The sequence below is a fragment of the Sporosarcina pasteurii genome, assembly GCF_041295575.1.
GTDB lineage: Bacteria > Bacillota > Bacilli > Bacillales_A > Planococcaceae > Sporosarcina > Sporosarcina pasteurii.
Genome location: NZ_CP160452.1, coordinates 2,704,944 through 2,731,934, shown reverse-complemented (window position 1 = coordinate 2,731,934; position 26,991 = coordinate 2,704,944). Strand labels below are relative to the sequence as shown.

At 41.4% G+C, this 26,991-nt stretch carries 21 protein-coding genes, 18 tRNA genes and 3 rRNA genes; 30 read left to right on the top strand and 12 right to left on the bottom strand.

The features are described from left to right. Positions 1-20 precede the first annotated feature (20 nt). Positions 21-1,025, top strand: a complete 1,005-nt coding sequence (locus AB1H92_RS13190) for an ABC transporter permease (RefSeq protein WP_115362976.1) — start codon at positions 21-23, stop codon at positions 1,023-1,025. A gap of 17 nt (positions 1,026-1,042) precedes the next feature. Continuing rightward, on the top strand, positions 1,043-1,939 hold the full coding sequence (gene nikC / locus AB1H92_RS13185) for a nickel transporter permease (RefSeq protein WP_115362974.1): 897 nt from the start codon (positions 1,043-1,045) through the stop codon (positions 1,937-1,939). Between the two features lie 49 nt (positions 1,940-1,988). Here the strand turns inward: nikC and AB1H92_RS13180 are convergent, their stop codons facing one another. Further along, the gene (locus tag AB1H92_RS13180) at positions 1,989-3,068 is read right to left on the bottom strand and encodes an aromatic acid exporter family protein (protein WP_115362972.1); all 1,080 of its coding nucleotides are present in this window, start codon (positions 3,066-3,068) and stop codon (positions 1,989-1,991) included. A gap of 124 nt (positions 3,069-3,192) precedes the next feature. Further along, positions 3,193-4,497 (bottom strand): glutamate-1-semialdehyde 2,1-aminomutase, encoded by a 1,305-nt coding sequence (locus tag AB1H92_RS13175; protein WP_115362970.1) that lies wholly within the window; start codon positions 4,495-4,497, stop codon positions 3,193-3,195. 136 nt (positions 4,498-4,633) lie between these two features. Here AB1H92_RS13175 and bcp point away from each other — a divergent pair, with 136 nt between their 5' ends. The 3 genes from bcp (at position 4,634) to perR (ending at position 6,675) form a co-directional block, all read left to right on the top strand. Next, entirely contained in the window at positions 4,634-5,110 is a 477-nt protein-coding gene (gene bcp / locus AB1H92_RS13170; RefSeq protein ID WP_115362968.1) for a thioredoxin-dependent thiol peroxidase, read from the top strand. Positions 5,111-5,130: 20 nt separating this feature from the next. Next, a complete protein-coding gene (locus AB1H92_RS13165) occupies positions 5,131-6,075 on the top strand; it encodes a D-2-hydroxyacid dehydrogenase (protein ID WP_115362966.1) in 945 nt (314 codons plus the stop codon). A gap of 171 nt (positions 6,076-6,246) precedes the next feature. After that, complete coding sequence (perR, locus tag AB1H92_RS13160; protein WP_115362963.1) at positions 6,247-6,675, top strand: peroxide-responsive transcriptional repressor PerR; 429 nt, start codon at positions 6,247-6,249, stop codon at positions 6,673-6,675. Between the two features lie 145 nt (positions 6,676-6,820). On the opposite strand, the gene AB1H92_RS13155 is transcribed toward perR, so the two are convergent. Continuing rightward, entirely contained in the window at positions 6,821-7,198 is a 378-nt protein-coding gene (locus AB1H92_RS13155) for a YgzB family protein (RefSeq protein WP_115362961.1), read from the bottom strand. 131 nt (positions 7,199-7,329) lie between these two features. Here AB1H92_RS13155 and AB1H92_RS13150 point away from each other — a divergent pair, with 131 nt between their 5' ends. From AB1H92_RS13150 to AB1H92_RS13045, 22 genes are all read left to right on the top strand, one after another. Beyond that, the gene (locus AB1H92_RS13150; protein WP_115362959.1) at positions 7,330-8,193 is read left to right on the top strand and encodes a nucleotidyltransferase-like protein; all 864 of its coding nucleotides are present in this window, start codon (positions 7,330-7,332) and stop codon (positions 8,191-8,193) included. Between the two features lie 389 nt (positions 8,194-8,582). Continuing rightward, positions 8,583-10,136, top strand: a 16S ribosomal RNA gene (locus tag AB1H92_RS13145). A 131-nt stretch (positions 10,137-10,267) separates the two neighbouring features. Continuing rightward, positions 10,268-10,344 (top strand) — tRNA-Ile (locus tag AB1H92_RS13140). Between the two features lie 16 nt (positions 10,345-10,360). Next, positions 10,361-10,436: transfer RNA gene (locus AB1H92_RS13135), tRNA-Ala, on the top strand. Positions 10,437-10,542: 106 nt separating this feature from the next. Then, a 23S ribosomal RNA gene (locus AB1H92_RS13130) occupies positions 10,543-13,494 on the top strand. Between the two features lie 132 nt (positions 13,495-13,626). After that, a 5S ribosomal RNA gene (gene rrf, locus AB1H92_RS13125) occupies positions 13,627-13,741 on the top strand. Together the 16S, 23S and 5S rRNA genes with 18 tRNA genes alongside form the textbook arrangement of a ribosomal RNA operon. A 54-nt stretch (positions 13,742-13,795) precedes the next feature. Further along, positions 13,796-13,870 (top strand) — tRNA-Asn (locus tag AB1H92_RS13120). Between the two features lie 3 nt (positions 13,871-13,873). Further along, positions 13,874-13,965 (top strand) — tRNA-Ser (locus AB1H92_RS13115). A 30-nt stretch (positions 13,966-13,995) separates the two neighbouring features. Continuing rightward, positions 13,996-14,070, top strand: a tRNA-Glu gene (locus tag AB1H92_RS13110). 51 nt (positions 14,071-14,121) lie between these two features. After that, a tRNA-Val gene (locus AB1H92_RS13105) sits at positions 14,122-14,197 on the top strand. Positions 14,198-14,328: 131 nt separating this feature from the next. Next, a tRNA-Met gene (locus AB1H92_RS13100) sits at positions 14,329-14,403 on the top strand. 3 nt (positions 14,404-14,406) lie between these two features. Then, positions 14,407-14,482: transfer RNA gene (locus AB1H92_RS13095), tRNA-Asp, on the top strand. Positions 14,483-14,495: 13 nt separating this feature from the next. Further along, positions 14,496-14,571: transfer RNA gene (locus tag AB1H92_RS13090), tRNA-Phe, on the top strand. Positions 14,572-14,580: 9 nt separating this feature from the next. After that, positions 14,581-14,656: transfer RNA gene (locus AB1H92_RS13085), tRNA-Thr, on the top strand. 20 nt (positions 14,657-14,676) lie between these two features. Next, a tRNA-Tyr gene (locus tag AB1H92_RS13080) sits at positions 14,677-14,761 on the top strand. Between the two features lie 4 nt (positions 14,762-14,765). Next, positions 14,766-14,836, top strand: a tRNA-Trp gene (locus AB1H92_RS13075). Positions 14,837-14,897: 61 nt separating this feature from the next. Beyond that, positions 14,898-14,973 (top strand) — tRNA-His (locus tag AB1H92_RS13070). A gap of 33 nt (positions 14,974-15,006) precedes the next feature. Beyond that, positions 15,007-15,082, top strand: a tRNA-His gene (locus AB1H92_RS13065). 6 nt (positions 15,083-15,088) lie between these two features. After that, positions 15,089-15,160 (top strand) — tRNA-Gln (locus AB1H92_RS13060). A 4-nt stretch (positions 15,161-15,164) separates the two neighbouring features. Continuing rightward, positions 15,165-15,239: transfer RNA gene (locus AB1H92_RS13055), tRNA-Gly, on the top strand. 10 nt (positions 15,240-15,249) lie between these two features. Beyond that, positions 15,250-15,323: transfer RNA gene (locus AB1H92_RS13050), tRNA-Cys, on the top strand. Between the two features lie 35 nt (positions 15,324-15,358). Beyond that, a tRNA-Leu gene (locus AB1H92_RS13045) sits at positions 15,359-15,439 on the top strand. A gap of 237 nt (positions 15,440-15,676) precedes the next feature. Here the strand turns inward: AB1H92_RS13045 and AB1H92_RS13040 are convergent. Next, positions 15,677-16,369, bottom strand: a complete 693-nt coding sequence (locus AB1H92_RS13040; RefSeq protein WP_115362957.1) for a B3/4 domain-containing protein — start codon at positions 16,367-16,369, stop codon at positions 15,677-15,679. A 57-nt stretch (positions 16,370-16,426) separates the two neighbouring features. Here AB1H92_RS13040 and queG point away from each other — a divergent pair, with 57 nt between their 5' ends. Together queG and trmL are read left to right on the top strand one after the other, a co-directional pair. Next, positions 16,427-17,572, top strand: coding sequence for a tRNA epoxyqueuosine(34) reductase QueG (queG, locus tag AB1H92_RS13035; protein ID WP_115362955.1), 1,146 nt, complete (start codon positions 16,427-16,429; stop codon positions 17,570-17,572). Between the two features lie 18 nt (positions 17,573-17,590). Then, positions 17,591-18,064 carry a tRNA (uridine(34)/cytosine(34)/5-carboxymethylaminomethyluridine(34)-2'-O)-methyltransferase TrmL gene (gene trmL, locus AB1H92_RS13030; RefSeq protein ID WP_115362953.1) on the top strand — a complete coding sequence of 158 codons (474 nt, stop codon included), beginning with the start codon at positions 17,591-17,593 and terminating at the stop codon, positions 18,062-18,064. Positions 18,065-18,095: 31 nt separating this feature from the next. On the opposite strand, the gene AB1H92_RS13025 is transcribed toward trmL, so the two are convergent. From AB1H92_RS13025 to AB1H92_RS13000, 6 genes are all read right to left on the bottom strand, one after another. Then, a complete protein-coding gene (locus tag AB1H92_RS13025) occupies positions 18,096-18,548 on the bottom strand; it encodes a PH domain-containing protein (RefSeq protein ID WP_341785910.1) in 453 nt (150 codons plus the stop codon). Between the two features lie 328 nt (positions 18,549-18,876). After that, complete coding sequence (locus AB1H92_RS13020; RefSeq protein ID WP_115362951.1) at positions 18,877-20,181, bottom strand: NCS2 family permease; 1,305 nt, start codon at positions 20,179-20,181, stop codon at positions 18,877-18,879. 191 nt (positions 20,182-20,372) lie between these two features. After that, on the bottom strand, positions 20,373-21,209 hold the full coding sequence (locus tag AB1H92_RS13015) for an RluA family pseudouridine synthase (protein ID WP_115362949.1): 837 nt from the start codon (positions 21,207-21,209) through the stop codon (positions 20,373-20,375). After that, complete coding sequence (locus tag AB1H92_RS13010; RefSeq protein WP_115362947.1) at positions 21,206-21,682, bottom strand: co-chaperone YbbN; 477 nt, start codon at positions 21,680-21,682, stop codon at positions 21,206-21,208. The genes AB1H92_RS13015 and AB1H92_RS13010 overlap by 4 nt, the downstream gene beginning before the upstream one ends. Before the next feature lies 1 nt (position 21,683). Next, positions 21,684-22,109, bottom strand: a complete 426-nt coding sequence (locus AB1H92_RS13005; RefSeq protein ID WP_115362945.1) for a disulfide oxidoreductase — start codon at positions 22,107-22,109, stop codon at positions 21,684-21,686. 214 nt (positions 22,110-22,323) lie between these two features. Next, on the bottom strand, positions 22,324-23,640 hold the full coding sequence (locus AB1H92_RS13000; protein ID WP_115364159.1) for a hemolysin family protein: 1,317 nt from the start codon (positions 23,638-23,640) through the stop codon (positions 22,324-22,326). 701 nt (positions 23,641-24,341) lie between these two features. On the opposite strand from AB1H92_RS13000, the gene AB1H92_RS12995 reads away from it, so the two are divergent. Next, on the top strand, positions 24,342-25,601 hold the full coding sequence (locus tag AB1H92_RS12995) for an MFS transporter (protein WP_115362942.1): 1,260 nt from the start codon (positions 24,342-24,344) through the stop codon (positions 25,599-25,601). Positions 25,602-25,626: 25 nt separating this feature from the next. Here AB1H92_RS12995 and AB1H92_RS12990 read toward each other — a convergent pair whose 3' ends face one another. Further along, positions 25,627-25,776, bottom strand: coding sequence for a hypothetical protein (locus AB1H92_RS12990; RefSeq protein ID WP_166739458.1), 150 nt, complete (start codon positions 25,774-25,776; stop codon positions 25,627-25,629). 204 nt (positions 25,777-25,980) lie between these two features. After that, positions 25,981-26,892, bottom strand: a complete 912-nt coding sequence (locus AB1H92_RS12985) for a LysR family transcriptional regulator (protein WP_115362940.1) — start codon at positions 26,890-26,892, stop codon at positions 25,981-25,983. Positions 26,893-26,991 lie beyond the last annotated feature (99 nt).

Sequence of the window (26,991 nt, the reverse complement as noted above, 5' to 3'; positions counted from 1 at the left end):
GAGTTAGAGAGGTGAAGTTAATGCTTAGCTATATTGGGAAAAGATTACTGCAGCTAATTCCGGTCCTGCTTGGGATGACGTTTATTGTCTTTATGATCATCCGGGCAATCCCAGGTAATCCTGCACAAGTAATCCTTGGTCAACAAGCGACAGAAGAAGCGGTTGCGGCATTGACAGCTAAACTTGGGTTAGATAAACCGTGGTATACACAGTACTTTGATTATTTAAAAGGAATTCTGACAGGTAATTTTGGAGAGTCGATGCGAACGCGTGCGCCTGTTGCAGAAGAAGTATGGCCTTATTTGGCGGCGACATTTGAACTTGCCTTATTTGCAATGATTATTGCTGTTGTCATTGGTATTAATGCAGGCATTATTTCGGCCTGGTTTCAAAACTCTTGGTTTGATTATATGGCGATGGTTCTTGCGCTTGTCGGTGTGTCCATGCCAATCTTTTGGTTAGGATTAATGGGACAATGGGCATTTGCGTTGGAATTATCATGGTTGCCAACAACAGGGAGAGAGCCGGTCCGAGATCCAGTGACGGCCATTACGCATTTATATGTGATCGATACCATTATCGCGGGACGGTTTGATCAATTGGTGCAAGTGCTACGACATTTAGTTTTGCCAGGACTTGCGCTTGCCACAATCCCGATGGCGATTATTGCACGAATGACACGGTCCAGTATGCTTGAAGTGATGCGTTCAGATTATGTTCGAACCGCTAGAGCAAAAGGGCAGAAAATGTTTTTCGTTGTGTACAAACATGCGCTTAAAAACGCGATTATTCCTGTATTAACAATTATCGGATTGCAAATGGGAATGTTACTTGGTGGCGCGATTTTAACGGAAACCATATTCGCATGGCCAGGCATTGGGCGATATATATACGATGCAATAGGCTTTAGAGATTATCCGGTCATTCAATCAGGTATTTTAATCGTTGCATTCTTTTTCGTCATGATTAACTTAATTGTAGACTTATTATATAGCTTTATCGATCCGAGAATTAAATATGATTAAGGAAGGGGGAAGCGAATGTGTCTGAACTAGCTCCGAAGGTAGATGGAATTGCTGAAGTGGAAGTCAGTCAAAGTGTTGGGCCTTGGCGTGAAGCTTGGAGAGGATTTCGAAAAAGTAAGGTAGCGGTTGTTGGTGCATTTATCGTCTTGTTTTTTATTTTACTTGCTGTTTTTGGACCGCTACTTGCAAAAGAAGGCATTAACGACCAAGTGATGGCTGATCGCCTGCAACCCCCTTCAGCTGAATACTGGTTAGGAACCGATGATTTTGGCAGAGATATTTTATCTCGAATTATTCATGGAGCCAGGATTTCACTGTGGGTTGGGTTTTCATCAGTCATTGGCTCTGTCATTATCGGAAGTATTCTCGGCATTGTTGCAGGATATTATGGGCGCTGGGTGGATGTCGTCATTTCAAGAATCTTTGATATTATGCTTGCGTTTCCATCGATTTTATTAGCCATTGCAATTGTTGCCGTACTTGGACCATCCTTACAAAATGCGCTTATTGCAATCGCAATTATTAACGTGCCAAACTTTGGCCGGCTTATTCGATCGAAGGTTTTAAGTATTAAAGAAGATGAATACATTACCGCTGCGAAAGGGATTGGCATGCGGGATGTTAGAATATTATTTGCGCATATCCTTCCGAACTCAATGGCACCAGTCATTGTCCAAGGAACACTTGCGATCGCGACTGCGATTCTTGAAGCGGCAGCTCTCGGATTTTTAGGGCTAGGTGCACAAGCGCCAATGCCTGAGTGGGGCAAAATGCTAGCGGATTCAAAAAACTATATGCAATCGGCACCTTGGACAATGATTTTCCCAGGGCTTGCGATTATGTTGACGGTACTTGGCTTTAACTTAATGGGTGATGGATTGCGCGATGCAATGGACCCGAGAATGAAAAATTAAAAAATAACCCACAAAGTTTGACGGTGCAATCAACTTTTGTGGGTTATTTTTAATAAATATCTTCTTGTATTTCTTTACTTACTTCACTTTCATGGTTCTTTTGGATATAAGTAATTAGTTTATCCAAATGCTCTAGTTGTTCTTCGTAATTTAAAATTGCTGATAAAATATGAAGTAAATGATAAGTAGAAAAGTCTTCAATTTCTTTTGTCACACTGATTTCCTTCGCGAAAATCTCCATCACTTCATGACGCTGAATATAGTTTTCCAAGTTGGATTCAAGGTTTTCAGCTTTTAATTTGCCAACAAACTTTAAATGCAATTGTTCGTGAAAAGTAAGTAATATATCCAGTCTCTCTTGCACCATGATTCGGAAATGTTCCGGTAAATTAATCAGTTCGTTTTCATACTGATGTAGTTTTTTTAGTACTTCATAACTACTTCTTGAGGTAGCAATCATTTGCCTGTAAATCACAAGTTTCCTTGTTTTTGTTCGCGTTATTTTTTTGAAATAGCTTCTTTCCTCTTTAAAAAACAAATAAGTTTGATCGATTTCAGTCAGACGATCTTTTAATTTCTTTATTGATTTTTTAGTCGCAATATGTTCAGATGCTTGACGACCTGCTAGTCGTGTCCAACGGATAATTTCATCCTGTGTTTCGTGAATGGATTGGAAAAGCTTTGTTTCATATTTTGGTGGCATAAATAACAAGTTTACAAGAAAAGCTGAAAGGACACCGACTACAATTGTAAAGAAGCGAAGCAGTGCAAATGAAAGAAATTCATCGCCTTTAATTTCCATTATGGCAATCATCATGACGAGCGCCATTGAAATCGACTTTTCTAGACCGAGTTTATTCATGAGTAAAATAATGACAACAGCTGCTAAACCAATGATGATTAACTGATGACCAAAAATTAGAACGAAAGTAACCGCAATAATCGCGCCAATAATATTTCCTTGGATTTGTTCGACTATCCTTAAGTAGGAGCGATAAATGGATGGTTGAATTGCGAAAATAGCCGCGATACCAGCGAATACGGTGGTTGGTAATTTGAGCAACTCGGCTATGAATAAAGCGAGTACAATTGCAACACCTGTTTTTAAAATACGAGCCCCAAGTCTCATAAGGTTATTCCTTTCTGTTCAAAAATGAAATACTGAATCTGCAAAACTTCCAAAGAACGCGGATAATCATTGACACAAAATTATCCGCGCCTACTAAGTTTATTTGAAGCTATTATACGATAATTTACTGATTCAGTGTTGCTGAAAGTTCTTCAAATGATTTATCGACCGCAGAAATCGTTTCTTTAATATCTTCTTCAGTATGTTCAGTTGTTAAGAACCAAGCTTCGTATTTAGATGGAGCGATATTAATACCATTTTTCAATAATAACTTGAAAAACTTCCCGAAAACTTCGCCGTCTGTTGCTTCTGCTTGTTCGTAGTTTTCAACCTTTTCGTCTGTGAAGAAAAGTGTCAGTGCACCGCCTAGACGATTTGTCGTTAGGGTAACACCGTGCATTTTAGCAGATTGTAGAATGCCTTCTTCAAGCATCGCACCAAGTCTATCCATCTCTTTATAAACGCCTTCCGTCTGTAGCACTTCAAGACATGCGATTCCAGCAAGCATCGATGCAGGATTTCCAGCCATTGTTCCTGCTTGGTAGGCAGGGCCAAGCGGTGCAACTTGTTCCATAATTTCTTTTTTACCGCCATAAGCGCCGATTGGTAAACCTCCGCCGATTACTTTTCCGAGTGCAGTTAAGTCAGGTGTTAATCCGAGCATATCCTGTGCACCGCCGTAATGGAATCGGAAAGCTGTAATCACCTCATCATAAACGATGAGCGCGCCTTTATCTGCAGCTAGTTCATGAACAAGTTCTAAAAATCCTTCGTTTGGTTCAACGATTCCAAAGTTCCCAACAATTGGTTCTACTAATACACAGGCTACTTCATGTCCCCACTTTTCCATCGCTTCTTTGTAAGCTTCTGGATTATTAAAAGGAATGGTAATCACTTCTTCTGCAATTGAAGTAGGAACACCTGCAGAATCAGGTGTACCAAGTGTTGCCGGACCCGAACCTGCTGATACAAGCACGAGATCCGAATGTCCGTGATAGCAGCCAGCAAACTTCATGATTTTCGTTCTGTTTGTGTAGGCTCTTGCAACACGAATTGTCGTCATTACAGCTTCTGTTCCTGAGTTTACGAAGCGAACTTTATCCATTTTCGGCATTGCTTCTTTTAACATTTTGGCGAATTTCACTTCGTGTCGTGTTGGTGTTCCATAAAGAAGTCCCGTTTCAGCTGCATGCGTCACTGCTTTTGTAATATGCGGATGCGCATGACCCGTAACGATTGGACCATAGGCTGCTAGATAATCGATATATTTATTGCCATCTACATCCCAAAAGTAGGCACCCTTTGCACTTTCCATAACTGTCGGTGCGCCGCCACCTACTGCGTGATAGCCGCGGGATGGACTGTTAACGCCGCCTACAATATGCTCCGTAGCTTCTTTATAAATGATTTCTGATTTTGTTCTATTCATATTGATTTCCTCCGTTCATCTGTTACTTCTTCTATTCTAAACAAAATTTCCTCAATACGCCAAAGAAATTGAAAGTCTAAGATTCCTCGGGTACGATAATGAAAGAGTTTATTCATAATTAGGGGAGGAAATGACAATGACAGTTCTTGAAGGAAAAAAAGCACCATCATTTTCACTACGTAATGAAAAAGGAGAGCTTGTTTCGTTAGAAGATTTCGCGAATGAAAAATATGTAGTTTTATATTTTTATCCGAAAGATTCAACGCCAGGTTGTACAACGCAGGCTTGTGATTTCCGAGATAACTATGAAGAATTTAGTAATTTGAATGCTGTAATCTTAGGTATTAGCCCTGATAACGAAGCATCTCATCAAAAGTTTATTGGTAAACATGGACTTCCTTTTTCACTATTAATTGATGATGAACATGAAGTTGCAGAAAAATATGGTGTTTGGAAATTAAAGAAAATGTTCGGACGTGAATTTATGGGCATTGAACGATCAACATTTTTAATTAATCCACAAGGTGAAGTTGTAAAGGAATGGCGTAAAGTGAGAGTGAAGGGGCATATCGATGAAGCGTTGGCAACATTAAAGCAAATTGTAAATGGCTAATTGACAATGGGGGTGTCTTGATGGATATATTATTTACATTTAATATAGAAGAACATCAAAAAGCAGCGTTAGTCCAGAATTTTCCTGCGTGTACTTTTTACTTTAAAAGAACTGCATCTTGTGAAGAGGCAAACATTGCGGATGTCATTGTCACATATGGCGGAAATATTAACCGTGAACTGTTGGCGCGTGCAGAACAATTAAAGTGGATTATGGTTGCTTCAGCGGGGATAGACAAGATGCCACTAGAAGCATTAGAAGAACGAAATATTTTGGTGACAAATGTGCGTGGGATCCATAAAACGCCAATGGCAGAATCGGTGTTAGGACATATATTAGGTTTGAAACGTTCAATTCCAGAGATTTATGCGATCCAAGAAACGAAAGAGTGGAAAGGGGATTTTCATTCCACAGAGTTACGCGACTCGACTGCGATAATTTTAGGACCTGGTGCAATTGGTGGGGAAATTGGTAGATTGCTACAAGCGTTTGGCGTTTATACTGTAGGTTGCAATCGTTCTGGAAGAAAAGCCGATTATATGGATGAAACAATTACATTTGAACAACTAAAAGGCAAGTTGCCACAAGCGGATTTTGTTATTTCCGTATTGCCAAGTACTCCAGAAACAAAAGGGTTATTAACTGCCGAGCATTTTAAGGTTATGAAAGAATCGGCGATATTTTTAAACTTCGGTCGTGGTGACGTACTGAATGAAGAAGTGTTAATTGAGGCCTTAAAAGAGAAAGAGATTCTTCATGCGGTACTTGATGTATTTCAAACTGAACCTTTACCTGAGAACAGTGAGTTTTGGACATTGTCGAATTGTACCGTGTCCCCACATGTATCGGGTAAATCGGGGAAGTATATCGAACGTGCCTTAGATATTTTCCAAGAAAATCTTGAAAAATATCTAAATAAGGAAAAAGACTATCGTAATGTGGTGAATCTAAAGCAAGGGTATTGAATTGGATTCGCGGGGAAGTATAAGCATGAGGGTAGTTCTCAATTGGATTGGTTTGGATGATATAATTTTTACAGATAAGCATCGCTTTAGTTGACAAACTGACCATCAATTAAGTAAACTGATTATAATGATTACAAAGTAATAATCTTTATAGGATTGAGGTGCAGAGCGATGTCTGAAATTACGTTAAAAGACGCGCTGGACACGTTGAAACAAAGTGGAGTTAGAATCACTCCTCAAAGACATGCTATTTTAGAATATCTTGTTACTTCTAAATCACACCCAACTGCCGATGAAATATATAAATCGCTTGCTAGCAACTTTCCTAACATGAGTGTAGCGACCGTCTATAATAATCTTCGTGTTTTTCTAAGCGTAGGACTCATTAAAGAACTCACGTACGGTGATGCTTCGAGTCGTTTCGATTTTATCACACATGATCATTATCATATTATTTGTGATGATTGTGGGAAGATTGTAGATTTTCACTATCCGGGCTTAGAAGAAGTTGAACAACTTGCCGCTCATATTACAGGATTTAAAGTGAATTCACATCGGCTAGAAGTATACGGTACGTGTCCGACGTGTTTGGCAAAATAAGAAAATCATCATGTTAAAAAACAACCCTAAGTTTTATACAAGTAAAACTTAGGGTTGTTTTTATTTTACTAAACATGGATTATTTATAATTCAAGGTAAATTTACGTGGAACTGTGTATGATTAATGAGTTCATAAGCCAATGTGTTAATGGCTAGTTGAATTTTTGTTACTCCTTGATTTACTTGGCTTGTTGTAGGATTCATCAAACTCTTTACCTTCGAGTAATGGGTCCATTGTTAAGGGTTCGCGACAATGTCCACACATATCGACACGTCCAACTATTTTTGTAAGGCCTCCGCATTCAGGACAAACAACTTGAGCTGCTCGAGTCGATATGGCACCAATCCAAGCATAAGTAATGGTGCTTGCGACAATGCACAACACACCGAGTGCCATAAAAATCAACATAATAATTTCATATTTTCTGAAGAAAATCCCTGCGTACATAATGACAACACCGATAAATATTAATGAAAGGGCAAAGGAACGAATGCGGTTTATCTTATTTTTATACGGTTTCATACGAAATAATCCTCCTTAACTATCAACAATTACTATAGCATAATTTTAATTTTTTCGATATATTTAGAACTTGAATAAAGGAGTTTACGTCTAAATGTCGAAGTGTAATTTAGAACAAGGAGGTGGGGAGAATGGAGCAAGTTTTAAGGTCGATTTATCAAGAACGAGCAAGTGATCCGACAACACTTGGTGTGCTCCTCGTTGAAAAAAGAGAAGAAGAGGATCCGAATACAGATACGTTCGATGCAATCCTCCTAATAATTACCGCTGATGAGACAACCCCAATCTATACAAAACATTATATGTCCGACGCGGGAAATGCTGCTATGCACGTAATTAGTGATAGTCAACTTAAAAAGTGGTTAGTAGTAGGCTCGAAAAGAAAAGTCGTAGAATGGTTATTTAACGGTACTGTCTACTTCGATCGCAATGAGTATGTGGAAAATATGAAACGTGAATTGATAGAGTATCCTTATTATGGTCAGAAAATAAAAATGGGATTAGAACTTTCTAGGTTAGTTCGGGCTTATATAGAAGGAAAAACTTTTTATGAGAAAGAAAACTATTTAGATGCTTATAATCATGTCGTAAATTCATTACACCATTTAGCAAGACTTGCGGTTATTGAGAAAGGTTTATTCCCAGAAGTGAAAGTATGGAATCAAGTAAAAAGAATAGACCCAGCTATTTATAAGCTTTATGAAGAATTAATTATGAGTGAAGAACCATTGAAACAACGTTTGGAACTGCTCTTCCTGGCAAGTGAGTTCTTTATCTATAACCGGACAGCAGATGGTGCACAACATATTTTAGAAGTGATGGTTACTCAAGAACTTTGGGAGATACAGGAGTTACATGAGCATGAGGAGTTAAAGTTATACTCAGTTGAATTAGAAGTGTTCATTGAGTTTCTAATTAAAAAAGGGTTTATTGGAGTTGTAGAAAGTCCATCTAAAAATAGTTTAATCTATCATAGAATGTATAAGGTTATCTAACAGGGATATAGCTTAGATGGGGTGCTATTCAGGCATCCCATTATTTTTTTAGAAAAGATGTTGACATTTTAATTGATACTATGTTATTCTATTAATCGTCGCTTCAAACGAACGAAAGAAACAGCAAGCAACTTTAGATGAAAAACTTTTTCAAAAAAGTTCTTGACTCTTTTGTTACGCGATGTTATATTAAAGGAGTCGCTTCGGGCGACGGACTTGAAAAAGAGTAGTTTTAATCAACAAGTATGAACCTTGAAAACTGAACAGCAAAACGTCAAGATATAACAACTACAAACCAACTTGTTGGCTTGTAGGAAACGGATCTTCGGATTCGAAATTTGGACATCTTAATGATGCCAGCAAAGAAGTCGAGCTAATCGAATTTCTCTATTATGGAGAGTTTGATCCTGGCTCAGGACGAACGCTGGCGGCGTGCCTAATACATGCAAGTCGAGCGAACAAGGAAGAAACTTGTTTCTTCCTTTGTTAGCGGCGGATGGGTGAGTAACACGTGGGCAACCTGCCCTGCAGTTGGGGATAACTCCGGGAAACCGGGGCTAATACCGAATAATCAGTTCCTTCACATGAAGGAACTCTGAAAGACGGCTATGCTGTCACTGCAGGATGGGCCCGCGGCGCATTAGCTAGTTGGTGAGGTAACGGCTTACCAAGGCGACGATGCGTAGCCGACCTGAGAGGGTGATCGGCCACACTGGGACTGAGACACGGCCCAGACTCCTACGGGAGGCAGCAGTAGGGAATCTTCCACAATGGACGAAAGTCTGATGGAGCAACGCCGCGTGAGCGAAGAAGGTTTTCGGATCGTAAAGCTCTGTTGTGAGGGAAGAACAAGTACAGGAGTAACTGCCTGTACCTTGACGGTACCTCATTAGAAAGCTACGGCTAACTACGTGCCAGCAGCCGCGGTAATACGTAGGTGGCAAGCGTTGTCCGGAATTATTGGGCGTAAAGCGCGCGCAGGCGGCCTTTTAAGTCTGATGTGAAAGCCCACGGCTTAACCGTGGAAGGTCATTGGAAACTGGAAGGCTTGAGTACAGAAGAGGAAAGCGGAATTCCACGTGTAGCGGTGAAATGCGTAGAGATGTGGAGGAACACCAGTGGCGAAGGCGGCTTTCTGGTCTGTAACTGACGCTGAGGCGCGAAAGCATGGGGAGCAAACAGGATTAGATACCCTGGTAGTCCATGCCGTAAACGATGAGTGCTAAGTGTTAGGGGGTTTCCGCCCCTTAGTGCTGGAGCAAACGCATTAAGCACTCCGCCTGGGGAGTACGGCCGCAAGGCTGAAACTCAAAGGAATTGACGGGGACCCGCACAAGCGGTGGAGCATGTGGTTTAATTCGAAGCTACGCGAAGAACCTTACCAGGTCTTGACATCCCGCCGACCGGTATAGAGATATACCTTTCCCTTCGGGGACAGCGGTGACAGGTGGTGCATGGTTGTCGTCAGCTCGTGTCGTGAGATGTTGGGTTAAGTCCCGTAACGAGCGCAACCCTTGACCTTAGTTGCCAGCATTCAGTTGGGCACTCTAAGGTGACTGCCGGTGACAAACCGGAGGAAGGTGGGGATGACGTCAAATCATCATGCCCCTTATGACCTGGGCTACACACGTGCTACAATGGACGGTACAGAGGGTTGCCAACCCGCGAGGGGGAGCTAATCCCATAAAACCGTTCCCAGTTCGGATTGCAGGCTGCAACTCGCCTGCATGAAGCAGGAATCGCTAGTAATCGTGGATCAGCATGCCACGGTGAATACGTTCCCGGGTCTTGTACACACCGCCCGTCACACCACGAGAGTTTGTAACACCCGAAGTCGGTGGGGTAACCCTTTTGGGAGCCAGCCGCCGAAGGTGGGACAGATGATTGGGGTGAAGTCGTAACAAGGTAGCCGTATCGGAAGGTGCGGCTGGATCACCTCCTTTCTAAGGATATTTAACGGAATGAAGAGAAAGTTCTCTTCAACTTGACGTTTTGCGTTCAGTTTTGAAGGTTTATAAAAAAGTGGAAACTAAGTGTTTCGAAATTTAATAAATACTTCATATAATTTTCGGAAGGGCCTATAGCTCAGCTGGTTAGAGCGCACGCCTGATAAGCGTGAGGTCGGTGGTTCGAGTCCACTTAGGCCCACCATTTTCGAAAGTGATATGGGGCCTTAGCTCAGCTGGGAGAGCGCCTGCCTTGCACGCAGGAGGTCAGCGGTTCGATCCCGCTAGGCTCCACCATATAACTTGTTCTTTGAAAACTGGATAAAACGACATTGAAATAAACACAAATGTAGTAATGTATGATTCAATTGTTGTATATCGCTATACAGCATTGGATTTTTAAGGTTAAGTTAGAAAGGGCGCACGGCGGATGCCTTGGCACTAGGAGCCTATGAAGGACGGCACTAACACCGATATGCTCTGGGGAGCTGTAAGTAAGCTTTGATCCAGAGATTTCCGAATGGGGAAACCCACTGTTCGTAATGGAACAGTACATATACGTGAATACATAGCGTATATGAGGCACACCCGGAGAACTGAAACATCTAAGTACCCGGAGGAAGAGAAAGAAAATCGATTCCCTGAGTAGCGGCGAGCGAAACGGGAACAGCCCAAACCAGGAAGCTTGCTTCCTGGGGTTGTAGGACACTCTATACGGAGTTACAAAGGAATGCATTAGATGAAGCGACCTGGAAAGGTCTGCCATAGCGGGTAATAGCCCCGTAATCAAAAGTGTATTCTCTCCAGAGTGGATCCTGAGTACGACGGAACACGTGAAATTCCGTTGGAATCCGGGAGGACCATCTCCCAAGGCTAAATACTTCCTAGTGACCGATAGTGAACCAGTACCGTGAGGGAAAGGTGAAAAGCACCCCGGAAGGGGAGTGAAATAGATCCTGAAACCGTGTGCCTACAAGTAGTCAGAGCTCGATGCTGTTTCTTCGGAAATAAGCTGAGTGATGGCGTGCCTTTTGTAGAATGAACCGGCGAGTTACTGATTACATGCAAGGTTAAGCAGAGAATGCGGAGCCGCAGCGAAAGCGAGTCTGAATAGGGCGTTTTAGTATGTAGTCGTAGACCCGAAACCAGGTGATCTACCCATGTCCAGGGTGAAGGTAAGGTAACACTTACTGGAGGCCCGAACCCACGTATGTTGAAAAATGCGGGGATGAGGTGTGGGTAGCGGTGAAATTCCAATCGAACCTGGAGATAGCTGGTTCTCTCCGAAATAGCTTTAGGGCTAGCCTCAAACGTTAGAATCTCGGAGGTAGAGCACTGTTTGGACTAGGGGCCCATCCCGGGTTACCGAATTCAGACAAACTCCGAATGCCGATGATTTTTGTTTGGGAGTCAGACTGCGGGTGATAAGATTCGTAGTCGAGAGGGAAACAACCCAGACCACCAGTTAAGGTCCCCAAGTATTCGTTAAGTGGAAAAGGATGTGGCGTTGCCCAGACAACCAGGATGTTGGCTTAGAAGCAGCCACCATTTAAAGAGTGCGTAATAGCTCACTGGTCGAGTGGCGCTGCGCCGAAAATGTACCGGGGCTAAACGAATCACCGAAACTGTGGATTGACACCTTTGGTGTCAGTGGTAGGAGAGCGTTCTAGGGGCGTCGAAGCTAGACTGTAAGGACTAGTGGAGCGCCTAGAAGTGAGAATGCCGGTATGAGTAGCGAAAGAAGGGTGAGAATCCCTTCCACCGAATGCCTAAGGTTTCCTGAGGAAGGCTCGTCCGCTCAGGGTTAGTCGGGACCTAAGTCGAGGCCGAAAGGCGTAGACGATGGACAACAGGTTGATATTCCTGTACCACCTCCCCGCCGTTTGAGTAATGGGGGGACGCAGTAGGATAGGGTGAGCGCACGGTTGGTAATGTGCGTCTAAGCAGTAAGGTGTGAAACGAGGCAAATCCCGTTTCTATAACATTGAGCTGTGATAGCAAGGGGAATTTTCCCCGGAGTCCCTGATTTCACGCTGCCAAGAAAAGCCTCTAACGAGGCGGGAGGTGCCCGTACCGCAAACCGACACAGGTAGGCGAGGAGAGAATCCTAAGGTGATCGAGAGAACTCTCGTTAAGGAACTCGGCAAAATGACCCCGTAACTTCGGGAGAAGGGGTGCTCTGATAGGGTGTTAAAGCCCGAGAGAGCCGCAGTGAATAGGCCCAGGCGACTGTTTAGCAAAAACACAGGTCTCTGCAAAACCGTAAGGTGACGTATAGGGGCTGACGCCTGCCCGGTGCTGGAAGGTTAAGGGGAGAGGTTAGCGCAAGCGAAGCTTTGAACCGAAGCCCCAGTAAACGGCGGCCGTAACTATAACGGTCCTAAGGTAGCGAAATTCCTTGTCGGGTAAGTTCCGACCCGCACGAAAGGCGTAACGATCTGGGCACTGTCTCAACGAGAGACTCGGTGAAATTATAGTACCTGTGAAGATGCAGGTTACCCGCGACAGGACGGAAAGACCCCGTGGAGCTTTACTGCAACCTGATATTGAATTCTGATGCAGTCTGTACAGGATAGGTAGGAGCCTTTGAAACCGGAGCGCCAGCTTCGGTGGAGGCATCGGTGGGATACTACCCTGACTGTATTGGAATTCTAACCCATGCCCCTTAGCGGGGTAGGAGACAGTGTCAGGCGGGCAGTTTGACTGGGGCGGTCGCCTCCTAAAGAGTAACGGAGGCGCCCAAAGGTTCCCTCAGAATGGTTGGACATCATTCGTAGAGTGCAAAGGCATAAGGGAGCTTGACTGCGAGACCTACAAGTCGAGCAGGGTCGAAAGACGGGCTTAGTGATCCGGTGGTTCCGCATGGAAGGGCCATCGCTCAACGGATAAAAGCTACCCCGGGGATAACAGGCTTATCTCTCCCAAGAGTTCACATCGACGGGGAGGTTTGGCACCTCGATGTCGGCTCATCGCATCCTGGGGCTGTAGTCGGTCCCAAGGGTTGGGCTGTTCGCCCATTAAAGCGGTACGCGAGCTGGGTTCAGAACGTCGTGAGACAGTTCGGTCCCTATCCGTCGCGGGCGCAGGAAATTTGAGAGGAGCTGTCCTTAGTACGAGAGGACCGGGATGGACATACCGCTGGTGTACCAGTTGTCTTGCCAAAGGCATAGCTGGGTAGCTACGTATGGACGGGATAAATGCTGAAAGCATCTAAGCATGAAGCCCCCCTCAAGATGAGATTTCCCATTACGCAAGTAAGTAAAATCCCTCAAAGATGATGAGGTTGATAGGTCCGAGGTGGAAGCATGGCGACATGTGCAGCTGACGGATACTAATCGATTGAGGACTTATCCTTTTAAATGTTACGAGTTTGTGTCATCAAATGTCACGTTTATCCAGTTTTGAACGAACAAAACTAATTAATTTACAAAAAAGGCTTGCATTCCTAGCAGGATTTGATATAATTAGAGTTGTCGTGTTAATAGAGTCCAGTGGCGATAGCGAAGAGGTCACACCCGTTCCCATACCGAACACGGAAGTTAAGCTCTTCAGCGCCGATGGTAGTTGGGGTTAGCCCCTGCAAGAGTAGGACGTTGCTGGTCTCGCAATCCTTATCCACACATATAATGTGAATGGACAGACATTGATAATATTATTCCGCAGTAGCTCAGTGGTAGAGCAATCGGCTGTTAACCGATCGGTCGTAGGTTCGAATCCTACCTGCGGAGCCAATTGGAGAGCTGTCCGAGTGGCCGAAGGAGCACGATTGGAAATCGTGTAGGCGGTTTGCGCTGCCTCAAGGGTTCAAATCCCTTGCTCTCCGCCAGATTTTTAAAACAGTAACTATATACATAAAGGCCCCTTGGTCAAGCGGTTAAGACACCGCCCTTTCACGGCGGTAACACGGGTTCGAATCCCGTAGGGGTCACCATATTTACTATATGAAATAGTGCAGTACTACAAAGTATCGCAATTTTAACATGGAGGATTAGCTCAGCTGGGAGAGCACCTGCCTTACAAGCAGGGGGTCGGCGGTTCGATCCCGTCATCCTCCACCATATATTATTATCGCGGGGTGGAGCAAGTCGCATCACAACGAATGCGATTAGCACCGACGTGACAAAGTCACGAAAGGTGTCAAACTCATCATAAGCGTAGAAAGTCAATTTGATTTAATTCATATTATTGTCGCGGGGTGGAGCAGTGGTAGCTCGTCGGGCTCATAACCCGAAGGTCGTAGGTTCAAATCCTTCCCCCGCAACCAAATGGTCCCGTGGTGTAGCGGTTAACATGCCTGCCTGTCACGCAGGAGATCGCGGGTTCGATTCCCGTCGGGACCGCCATTTTTATAATAAAGGCTTAGTAGCTCAGTCGGTAGAGCAAAGGACTGAAAATCCTTGTGTCGGCGGTTCGATTCCGTCCTAAGCCACCATTTTTATTCGCCGGAGTAGCTCAACTGGTAGAGCAACTGACTTGTAATCAGTAGGTTGAGGGTTCAAGTCCTTTCTCCGGCACCAAGAAAACTCTTATTTAATATGGTGGGGTAGCGAAGTGGCTAAACGCGGCGGACTGTAAATCCGCTCCCTCAGGGTTCGGGGGTTCGAATCCCTCCCCCACCACCATTCTAGGGGCATAGTTTAAGGGCAGAATAGAGGTCTCCAAAACCTTTGGTGTGGGTTCGAATCCTACTGCCCCTGTTATTTTCTGAAATCAGAAACATTCCTTTATTAATCGTATTGGAATTATTTTTATGTTATGGCGGTTGTGGCGAAGTGGTTAACGCATCGGATTGTGGTTCCGACACTCGAGGGTTCGATTCCCTTCAGCCGCCCCATTTTTCAAGATATAAACATTTAATAGTATTATGGCGGTTGTGGCGAAGTGGTTAACGCATCGGATTGTGGTTCCGACATTCGAGGGTTCGATTCCCTTCAGCCGCCCCATTTTTTTGGGGTATAGCCAAGCGGTAAGGCAACGGACTTTGACTCCGTCATTCGTTGGTTCGAATCCAGCTACCCCAGTTATGCGGAAGTAGTTCAGTGGTAGAATATCACCTTGCCAAGGTGGAGGTCGCGGGTTCGAATCCCGTCTTCCGCTCCAATTTTATAGAGGCGGCATAGCCAAGCGGTAAGGCACGGGTCTGCAACACCCTTATCACCGGTTCGATTCCGGTTGCCGCCTCCAAATTTGACTTTATATGATCATTTAAATATTTCTTAGCCCGAGTGGTGGAATGGCAGACACGTCGCACTCAAAATGCGATGCCGTAAGGCGTGCCGGTTCAAGTCCGGCCTCGGGTATCAATAAAGACACAACTTCGGTTGTGTCTTTTTTTGATATAAATTATAAGTGTTTTATCTAATACTCGAAAAAGAAAAGGCTCCTAAAAGAAGGAGCCTTTTCCATAAAGGAAACTATCGGAAGCATTAGAGGATTGTTTGGAATGCTCTAGATGCAGATTAATAATTGGTTACAAAGTAAATAGGAAAAGGTTATTGGTTAGGCTATGTTTACCCTCTCATGCCTTCATTAAAATATTAATCTAGAATAGTAGAAGGCTGTTCTTTATGCAAAATCTTTGAGCACACTTCACCGCCATGAACATTCGTAAACATTTTCCCCGCGGCTGTTAATAGTTTAGCTGCTTCTTCCGTGTCCATAGAAGGACGCAGGAAGAACACATGAACAGCGGATGTTGTAATTTCAGAAACAGCAGTCCGTTTTGAATCAACAAAAGGGCTCCCGAAAGGACCGATGTTATCGGACAGAACGATCATATTATTCACATGGTTTAGACGTCCGTTTAGTCCTTCTAAAGTTGTTTTACTTGTTCCAATGTTAAATGCAATATCACCCTGAATACGCTGCGTGTCATAAATCCCCATCGGAATTTCATATTGCAAAGAGAAAAAATTATTCATGTCAACAGACGAATTAACAGGTTGTAAATAATTTTGTTTGCCTATTCTTCTCAGTAACGCTTCAATTGAAGAACGATAACGGCTTGGGTTTGCGCCAAATGCTTTCCATACTTCACGCCATTCCTGAACACCTTGAAATTCTGTGACTGCCTTGTCATCAAGTTCAAAGAAAAGTTGTTCTTGAAATAATTGTAAGCGTCCTTTTAGCATTTGAGGAGATTCTGAGACCGTAATTTTGGTATAATGGTTAAGGCCTATTTTAAATGCGGGCAAAGTCTTTACTATTTCTTTGTCTATACTTACTTTCAATATTATCATCCTTTATATAGTATCGTTTTTATTTTACCACAGAGGAGGTGTTTGGAGATGAATATACTCGAACTGCAAGAGGAAGTAAAAAAATATGCTGCTACAATCGGAATTGATAAAATAGGATTTACGACGGCAGCTCCCTTTCACGAATTAAGAAACCGATTAGTCCGTCAACAAGAACTCGGTTTTCAATCAGGATTTGAAGAAAAAGATATTAATAAGCGTACAGAACCAGCACTTCTTCTTGATAGACCAGAAAGTATTATAGCGATTGCAATCGCGTATCCTTCTAGAATGGAAAATTCTGTGCGTGGAAAAAAAGGAGAGCGGCGTGGGATTTTTTGTCGTGCTTCTTGGGGAACGGATTATCATATTGTTCTACGTGAGCGTTTAAAGTTACTGGAGGAGTTTATATTAGCCCGTGTACCGACCGCAAAGCTACGTTCTATGGTAGATACAGGAGAACTTGCTGACCGGGCAGTAGCAGAGCGGGCGGGAATTGGATGGTCAGGAAAGAACTGTTCAATTATCACGCCTGAATTTGGGTCGTATGTGTATTTAGGTGAGATGATTACAAATATCCCATTCGCACCAGATGAGCCGATGGAAGACGAGTGTGGAGACTGTACGTTATGTTTAGATGCTTGTCCAACGGGTGCATTAATACAAGGCGGACAGCTTAACGCGCAGCGCTGTATCGCATTTTTAACACAGACGAAGACATCGATTCCTGAAGAGTTTAGGGCGAAGATTGGAAACCGTGTATACGGTTGTGATACATGCCAAACAATTTGTCCGAAAAACAGGAAAAAGTATAACATGCATCAGGAAGCATTTGAACCAGAACCAGAACTTGTGAAACCTATTTTGGAGCCGATGTTGGATTTATCAAATCGCCAATTTAGAGAGCAATTTGGACATATGGCAGGATCATGGAGAGGGAAAAATCCGATTCAACGGAATGCAATCATCGCACTGGCACATTTTAAAGAAGAAGCGGCAATACCTAAATTAATGGAAATGCTATTAAATGATCAACGACCTGTTATGCGTGGGACGGTTGCTTGGGCACTTGGTAAAATTGGAACAACAGCAAGTTATGAAGCAATCCAAGCAGCTTTAGAAACAGAAGAGCATGCAGATGTTCGACTAGAATTAGAAAAAGCGCTTGAAAATTGGCAAGAAGAGACTCATATTTAGAACAGAGGAAGTGCTGAAATGGCAATACATGTGGCGTTATTTGAACCGCAAATTCCTGCGAATACGGGAAATATCGCGAGAACCTGTGCAGGTACAGGTGTAAAATTACATTTAATTAAACCATTAGGATTTTCAACAGAAGATAAAATGTTAAAAAGGGCAGGGCTTGATTATTGGCAGCATGTGGATGTCACATATCATGATGGAATTCGTCAGTTTATCGATGCTTATCCTGAAGGTAAGTTTTATTTTATCACGAAATTTGGACAGAAATCTTATGCGTCCTTTGATTATTCAAATTCAGAGGAGGATATTTTCTTTGTATTTGGGAAGGAAACAAAGGGATTGCCTGATGAAATTCTTGCTGAATATGAAGAGAACTGTTTACGGGTTCCGATGAATGACAATATACGTGCGTTAAACTTATCAAATACCGCCGCGGTGTTAGTATATGAAGCACTTCGACAGCAATCCTTTAATGGTTTGAAGTAATAAAAAAGGGCTTCCAATGAATCAGATACAATCATTGGAAGCCCTTTTTGTATACATTTGGACATCGCTTTTTTAATTCAGCAATAAAACCCATCTGATCTTCAGGTGAAATTTTCACGCTTCCTAGTAAGCTAGGCGTATAAAAGATTTCAATCGCATCTTTTGACGTTAGAATTCTGTACCCTGTCAATATATCTGAAGTCGGGGTGATTTTTGTGATTTGATCATACGGAATCCGACTTCTAAACGGTCCACCTTGCAAGAATAAAAAATCTTCGTAAAAAATATATTTAACATTGAACGTACTCCAAAGAATTAAACCTACTGTAAATAGAAACGTTGAAATTAATATAAGAACTGTTGCTAATTCGGCATTATCTAAAAATAGAGGCACTAATGCAACCACGCCAATGATCAGTGTGACAATTAACATGAACATAATAAAAAAAGTATCGACTTTTGAACGGAAAGTTATGAATATCACCCCCTATCATTAGCTACGGATTAGAACGAATTAAGTTTCATATATAAAAAGCAGATGGCGAAAAACAATTTGTTTTTCGCCATCTGCTTTATTCTTTGAGACTGCTCAAATTAAGTCGGCTGATTACCGCGCTTTTTCTTTTGGTTGGTACCAGGCTTGTCCTCGTATCCACCTGTAAGAATTGCTGAAAGGAATGCAACACAAACACCTAGAACTAAAATAAGTTTCATGACTTATCCCTCCTATGAGACAGCTGTTGTCTACTGTTAAGTATACCTCATATACTAGGAAAATGAAATATGCTAGATTTGTTTAATTGTGACATTTCTTAATGCGCTAAAAATAACAGTTGATACGCGAATAAGATTGCAAAAACGTAAAGAAGAATTGGCACTTGTCTCCATTTTCCTTTTACGACTTTCAAAATTGGATACGTGATAAATCCAAGCGCAATTCCAGTTGCAATACTAGAAGTGAGCGGCATCGTTAAAATAATTAGAAATGCAGGGAAGGCTTCGTCGAAGGATTCCCACTCTATTTCTTTCACAACACTAATCATTAAGCTTCCTACGATGATTAGTGCTGGCGCTGTAATTGCAGAAACGCCGGATAATGCACTTACGAGAGGCCCAAAAAAGGCTGCAATCATAAAGAGTATCGCTACTGTTAATGTAGTAAGTCCTGAACGTCCTCCTACAGCGACACCAGACGATGATTCGATATAAGCTGAAGTTGGGCTCGTCCCGAACATTGAACCGATTGTAGCGGCTACAGAGTCGGCCAGTAATGCATGACGTGCTTTAGGCATAGAGCCGTCTTTTTTTAATAAACCAGCTTGTTTTGCGACACCAATCATTGTGCCTGTTGTATCAAACATTGTCACAATGAGAAAGGCGAAGACAACACCGTATAAACCGTGTGAAATGACGTCTGAGACCGCTGTAATCGGATTCCAAACAATAATCCCTTCAGGTAATGTAGGCAGTTTCCATAAACCCTCTGTGAATGATAATTGGCCCGTAAAAACGGCAACGATACCAGTTACAATCATTCCGATAAAAATTGATCCGTAAACATTTAATGTCATCAAAATCACCGTGATGATTAGACCAAATAATGCAAGAAGAACTGTCGGGGAGGTTAAATCGCCGAGTTGAACGAGATTTGTTTCATGATTTGCAACAAGTCCTGAAAGTTTTAATCCAATAAAGGCAATAAATAATCCAATTCCCGCAGTAATTCCATGTTTTAAATTTTGTGGTATGGATGCAATAAGCTTTTCCCTGAAAGGTGTTAGCGATAAGATTGTAAATATTATTCCTGCTATAAATACTGCCGAAAATGCAGTCATATAATCTAGTTGTCCATCGGATGCAATGACGACGGAAGTAAAGTACGCATTTAACCCCATGCCTGGTGCGATGGCAATTGGGTAGTTTGCAAAGAGCGCCATCCAAAGTGTACCTACAGCTGCAGCAATAATTGTTGCAAGGAATACTTGATCGAATGGAACACCGGCATCGGCTAAAATAATCGGGTTGACAATAATGATGTACGCCATCGTTAGAAATGTTGTCATACCGGCCAATATCTCAGTTTTAGGATTTGTTTTTAACTGTTTTAATTGAAACAAAGAAATTCTCCTTTCTAAATACGAACAATAAAAAACTCCGCTATCAATAATATTCGTTTTTAGATTAAATTTCAATCTTTTTTTAAGAAAAATATTAAATTTGTTTATTTGTGACAATAATACAGACCAATATATTTTCAAAAATAACAAAAAAAATCCCAAAGCTCGAATGGCTTCGGGGTTTTTTTACATTATTGAACTGTGATCTGTTCTTTTGTAAATGGATGGATAAATGATAGTGCTGTTGCAGTGAGGTGGAAGTTTCCGTCTTCAGTTTCACTACCCTCATACAACGTATCGCCAGTTACAGGGTGACCTAGATGGGCGAAGTGAACACGAATTTGGTGTGTTCTTCCTGTTTCTAGTTTTGCTTCAACAATCGTTGTCTGCGCTTTACGCTCCAAAACTTTAAAGTGTGTAATTGCTTGTTGACCTGTTGGAGAGACTCTTCTTCTTGCTGAATGATGACGGTCTTTCCCGATTGGACGGTTAATCGTGCCACGCGGTCTTTTTAACGTACCATCCAATTCGGCCTCATATGTGCGTGTGATTTCATTGTTTTCAATCATACGATCAAATATGGTTTTCGCAATTGGATGTTTAGCAATAAGCAGTACACCGGCTGTACCTTTATCTAGTCTGTGTATATGTTCTGCGTATTGGCCACCATTCTTAGAGATATACGCGAATACAACATTCATCAGAGTGTCATTTTCGGTCTCTTTCGTCGGATGGGTTGCCATGCCAGCAGGTTTCCAAACGGCAATGATATGTTCATCTTCGAAAAGAATTTTTAGTGGGACTTGTTCGTTTGATAAGTAATTAGAACGTGCATCGGGTACTGTGAATTGGATAGTGGTTCCAGCTTTCAATGGTGTACGCCAATCAATTGGGGTACCTTTCATATCGACTACACTTTTTTCCATTCTCATGAGATGAACTGTCTTTTTTCCGGCTTGCCATTCTTCGCGTAGTAATTGTTCGACGGTTATCCCATCATCGCTAATTTGATAGTGAAAAGAACTCATTTAGTTTCTCCTTTTACAGCGTCAAAAAATGCGCGGATATTTTCTTCTGGTTGTCCGCCGACCATTCGTCCGACCTCTTTACCGTTTTCGAAATAAATCATCGTTGGAGTTGCTTCAATGTTATATGTTTGTGCATCCTCATTAAATTCGAGAGTGTTAAATTGGTCAACTTCCACGCCCATGTCTTTTGCAATTGGCATCATGACAGGCGTCATTTCTTTACAATAGCCACATAAAGGACTGAAAAAATAGGCGGTAACTGGTTCGCCAGATTCGATTTTTGCTTTTAGGTCTTCAGGTAAAATAATGTTACTGTAGTTTTTATCACCGATTAAATCAATAGTTGCTTGTTCAAGCTTGTTCGTTCCGTATGGATTATCTTTCAACTTGTCCTTGTTTGACTGATTGTTTAGCACAAGAATCAAGACAAAAATGACGACGATAATCCCGCCGATTGTTAATAGTTTCTTCAAGTTATTTCGTCTCCTTTTGCCATTTCAGCATCAGTATGCTTGTGATAGCGATTAGTATAAATGCAATTAAAGCTAAAAATGGAATCGTAATGAATCCCAAATAATTAATGTATTGCCCTGTACACGGTACAATTCCGCATGAGGGTGCGCTGTCACTTAAAAATCGGAGTTTCTGAATTCCGTAATGATATAACGATAGCGAGCCGCCTATGATTGAGAAAATCGCTGTTGTTAATGCAATTTGTGCATTTCTTTGGAACAGGCCAATCCCTGCGATTAAAACGATTGGATACATGAAAATACGTTGGTACCAACAAAGGGTACAAGGAATAAAGCCGCGTGCTTCAGAAAAATATAAGGATCCTAATGTTGCCACTAATGATACGACAGCAATGAAAATTAAACCATTTTCTTGTCGTTTGTCCATTCAACCACTCCTACGTAACAGAATACACTATTGAGTATAAATTGAAACGAGAAACAAGTAAATGGATGTTGACTGAAAAATGGCTGTCAGTTTCATTGTGTGAAGGAGATGTGTCAAATAAAAACAGTGAGTAGGTGATGGTGACCTATCTCACTGTTAACGTACTTATTATTTTTTAAGTTATCTAAGTTTTAGAAGTGTCAATCCAATGAAATTAAGTCGACACTTCCGTTAATTGTTCAAACTCTTCTCTTTCATGCTTTGTTACTTCTAAATAAAGAATGTGTTGACCATCCATATCTTTAATTGTAAATTCGTAACCCTGTTCAATAATGGATTGGCCAGTCATCGTTTCAAAACGTTCGGTCATAAACCAACCGCCAATTGTGTCGATATCTTCTTCATCAATATCAATCCCAAGAATATCATTCACATTTTCGATGAGTAGCTTAGAATCAAAAATATAATGGTCTTCTCCAATTTTTTGAACTTCAGGTACTTCGTCGGTGTCGAATTCGTCTTGAATATCGCCGACGATTTCTTCCAGTATATCTTCAATTGTTACAAGACCGGAAGTACCGCCGTACTCATCCATCAGTACCGCCATATGAATTCGTTCCCTTTGGATTTTTAATAATAAATCGCCAATCGGAATCGTTTCAATGACTTGGATAATCGGTTGCATATATTCAACAACGGTTTGAGTTCCCGTTGATGGATTTTTAATATACTCGGTTAATAAGTTTTTCATATTGATGAGGCCAATAATATGGTCTTTATCTCCATTTGTAACAGGATAACGTGTATATTGTTCGATTCCTTCCGTGTTAAATACGTCTTGAATCGTCATGTCTTTATCGACAGTCATCATTTCTGTACGCGGCATCATAATTTCTTTAGCGATGCGGTCGTCAAATTCGAAAATTTTATTAACGTATTTATATTCGGCTTGGTTGATTTCACCGCTGTTTAGACTGTCGGTTAAAATCATTCGTAATTCTTCTTCAGAATGGGCAACATCAGATTCTGATATGGTTTTATAGCCAAATATTCCAATAAGAAAACGTGCTGAACCATTCATTCCTTTAATGACTGGATACATCAATTTATAAAACAAAATAAGAGGTTTGGCGAACATAAGCGTAATCTCTTCCGCTTGTTGAATCGCGATGGTTTTGGGCGCTAATTCACCAACGACAACATGTAAAAATGTGACGATTGTAAAAGCAATGATAAATGAAAGTATTGTTGCTACACTGGCCGACACTTCAAAATAGGAGAAAAGCGGCTTTAACATAAGCTTAATGGTTGGTTCTCCTAACATCCCGAGTCCAAGTGCCGTTATCGTAATGCCAAGTTGACAAGCAGACAAGTATTCATCTAAATTGCTAATAATCCTTTTTGCATCTATTGCACGTCGGTTGCCTTCCTCGACGAGCTGATTGATTCGTGTCGTTCTAATTTTAACAATTGCAAATTCACTCGCAACAAAAAATGCGGTGAGGGCGATCAAGACAGCAAATGCTGTCAATCGTATGGCAATTTCCAAATAGTTACTTTGTTCCGCACCCAAATGAGGGGAGAAACAAAGTGTACACCTCCTGTAATGGTAAAATAGTTAATTACTTCTATAATAATTTATTTCTAAGAAAAAAACAATAATCAGGATTGATTTCATAATACTCAGTTCTTGTGTCAAGATTCTGTATATTACGGTTTTGGGATATAGATAGTAGCTTTTGTCCCTTGTCCCAAGATATTAACAACGATGACTATATTGGTTTGTTTATTTATAATTATTACTTCGATGGTGTGACTGTTACTCATTATTTCTTTTAGATTTAATGCTTAACTTCGAAAATATAAACTCTCTTTTAGGAAAAGTGTTGACAGTGTGAAATGAGACGTGTATTGTAAAAATATTACGAAACTCGGAATAGAAACGTAGGTATGGAAGATGAAAAATATTATACTATACACCAAGGAACTTACTAGTCTTTCCATCCCTTCGTACTTTCTATTTGATTTTTGAATGAATGGAATGGCTTGTTGCCGTTCTTGTTAATAAGCACACGCTCGTTTAAATGGGCGTGTGCTTTTTTGTGTCTGCGGATGTTCGAACAATTTAACTGATAAACCAGATTGATGACTATTATCGTACCTATTGATAAAATATTCTGTAAAGCGTATATTTAGAGTACCGAAGTAATTTCAGAGAGAAGTTGGGGTAGTATGTGGAATTGGTTGGTTGATTGGAAGCAGAAAGTGAATTCATTCAATCGTAACGTGAAATTATTTATGTTGGCAAATGTACTCATTCAAACGGGGATGGGCGTTTTTATTGTGATGTATAATTTGTATATTAAAGAGCTTGGGATGCCGGAAACAGTTAATGGAAAGGTAATCTCGATGACGGCGCTTGCGACGGCAATTATGTTAATTCCAGCGGGCTTTTTGAGTGATAAATTTGGCCGTAAATGGCTGATTGTTGGTGGTGCAGTCTTTGGTGGAATGACTTTATTTTATAGAAGTCTTGTGATTACTGAAACGCCAATGGTTTATGTTGCTTTTTTGACAGGACTTTTTATGGCTTTTGTGCAAGTTTCTGGGGTTCCTTTTTTAGCTGAAAACTCGACTGCGAAAGAGCGGGTGCATATGTTTAGTATGCATTTTGCCCTCATGACAATTGCCAATGTTATCGGAAGTTTACTTGGCGGGATCGTAGCGGATGTGCTTCAAGTCATACTTTCAATGTCAGCGGTAGAGGCAATTCGTTGGTCGTTATTAACAGGCGCAGTTGTTTTCACAATCGGCTTGTTTCCGTTGTTTAAGTTACAAACGACGGTTCCAAAAATCGAACCAAATCGAGAAATCTATAAAGCACCATCGAATCGTCCCGATGATAGTTTGAAACGCAATCTCATCCTAATCTTTCATTTTTCATTCGCAAGTTTATTAATTGGCTTTGGTTCTGGGCTTGTGATTCCTTACTTGAATTTATATTTTGCGAATCGATTTGATTCTTCAAATGCATTTATAGGGCTTATTTTGTCGCTTGGTTCTGCAATGACGGCTGTTGCGATGTTGATTGGGCCGTTGTTAGTGAAGCGAATCGGGAAAGTACGTGCACTCATTGTGTTTCAATTTTTATCCATTCCTTTTTTGCTGTTAACTGCTTATACGACTTCACTAACGCTTGCCTCACTTGGATTTTTAATTCGACAGGCGTTAATGAATGCTGGTAATCCAATTCAAAGTGCTGTAGCGATGGAAATTGTTGCAGATAAATATAAAGGACTTGCTAATTCAATCAATCAAACAGTCTTTCAAGTAGGATGGGCCACGATGGGTCCTGTTGCAGCTGGGCTGGTCATGACTTTTGGTTCGTATTGGGGATATTCTTATACGTTTTCGATTACTGCGTGTTTATATGTATGTTCATCAACGTATTATTACTTCATTTTCAGCAAGCGGAAGTTGGCGGATGAGTAAAAGCAGACGAGGGGATTCGTCTGCTTTACTTGTTTTGCGGCTGTGTTTCTTTCCATGCATTTTGTTCGTTGGGGATACGATTTCTGTCGGTTAACGTATTTTCTGTAACTTGTTCTTGTTTTTTTAGTTCTTTTTTCTTTAAAAACTTATCTGTTGGTGATTTTTCATTTTGCATCGGGCAACCTCCTTTTATTGTAGAGGTTACCCATTTTTTATTGATCCAGTCGCTAAGCGTTCATTCAAGCCCAATTCATCACTATACACAAGGAAAAGTGACTGGTGAAATGGAGTAATGCCATCTATTCAGGTTGATGTGAAGGGGGGGAATGAGCTGGTATCTGGATCCATTACACATTTATCTAAATAGAACTATAATAAGTTAGCTGTTTGAAAGGCTAACTAACTCTTGTGCAACTTCTTCGGTAATCGTCAGGAACCTTTTTGTAACCGAAGACATGAACCGATTCCGTAGCGTAATGATACTTAACCTTGTTTGTAACATAGGAGAGGCGAGAGGGCGCAGAACCGGCAAATCAGGTGAGTTGAAATGTTTATAACAGCTAGGTACAAAACTAATACCTGCACCTTTCATAACCATTAAAAGCGTCGGTACTGTCTCTGTTCCCCAGTAAACGATATTAGGGGTGAACCCACTATTTTGGCATGCCTCAATGACATCATCAGCAATGCCCTGCCCTTGGGACGTGGTCGGTAATAGAAATCGTTCATTTCTCAGATCACTTATTTCAATCGAATCTTTTTTACTCAGGGGATGGGTTGGCGGCAGTGCTAAAAGTAAAGGTTCGGTGAGCAAAGTTGAAGTGTGAATGTCTTCCGCCCTGACTGACGTTCGAACAATTCCAATATCAATCGAAAGACTTCGCAGCTCTTGCAAAACATAAGAAGAATTTCCTTCCCTAACATGAGTAACAATGTTAGGGGTCTCTTCGTGAACTCTTTTGATAACATTTGGCAAGATAAACAGGTTTGCAGATGTAATACAGCCCATTTTCACAGTTCCCCGGATTCCCTCATCATGTTCGACAAGTTGTCTTTCGATATGATCGGAAAAGTCCAATAATTCTCTTCCTTGTTTATATAAAAACTCACCACTAAGTGTCAACTCCAAATTTCTTCCTGAACGGTGAAATAATGTGACACCCAATTCTTCTTCAAATTTTCTTAACAAAATACTTAAAGGCGGTTGTGTCATTTGCAGTGCTGCAGCGGCTTTTGTAATACTTCCTTCTTCAACTACCTTCATAAAACAACGCAAACGATATAAATTCATTCAAACTCTCTCTCCTTTCATTCATAAAAGATATGGTGAACATATAAAACATATATTTTACATTATACATTACCGAAGTTATAATTTAAGCACAATACC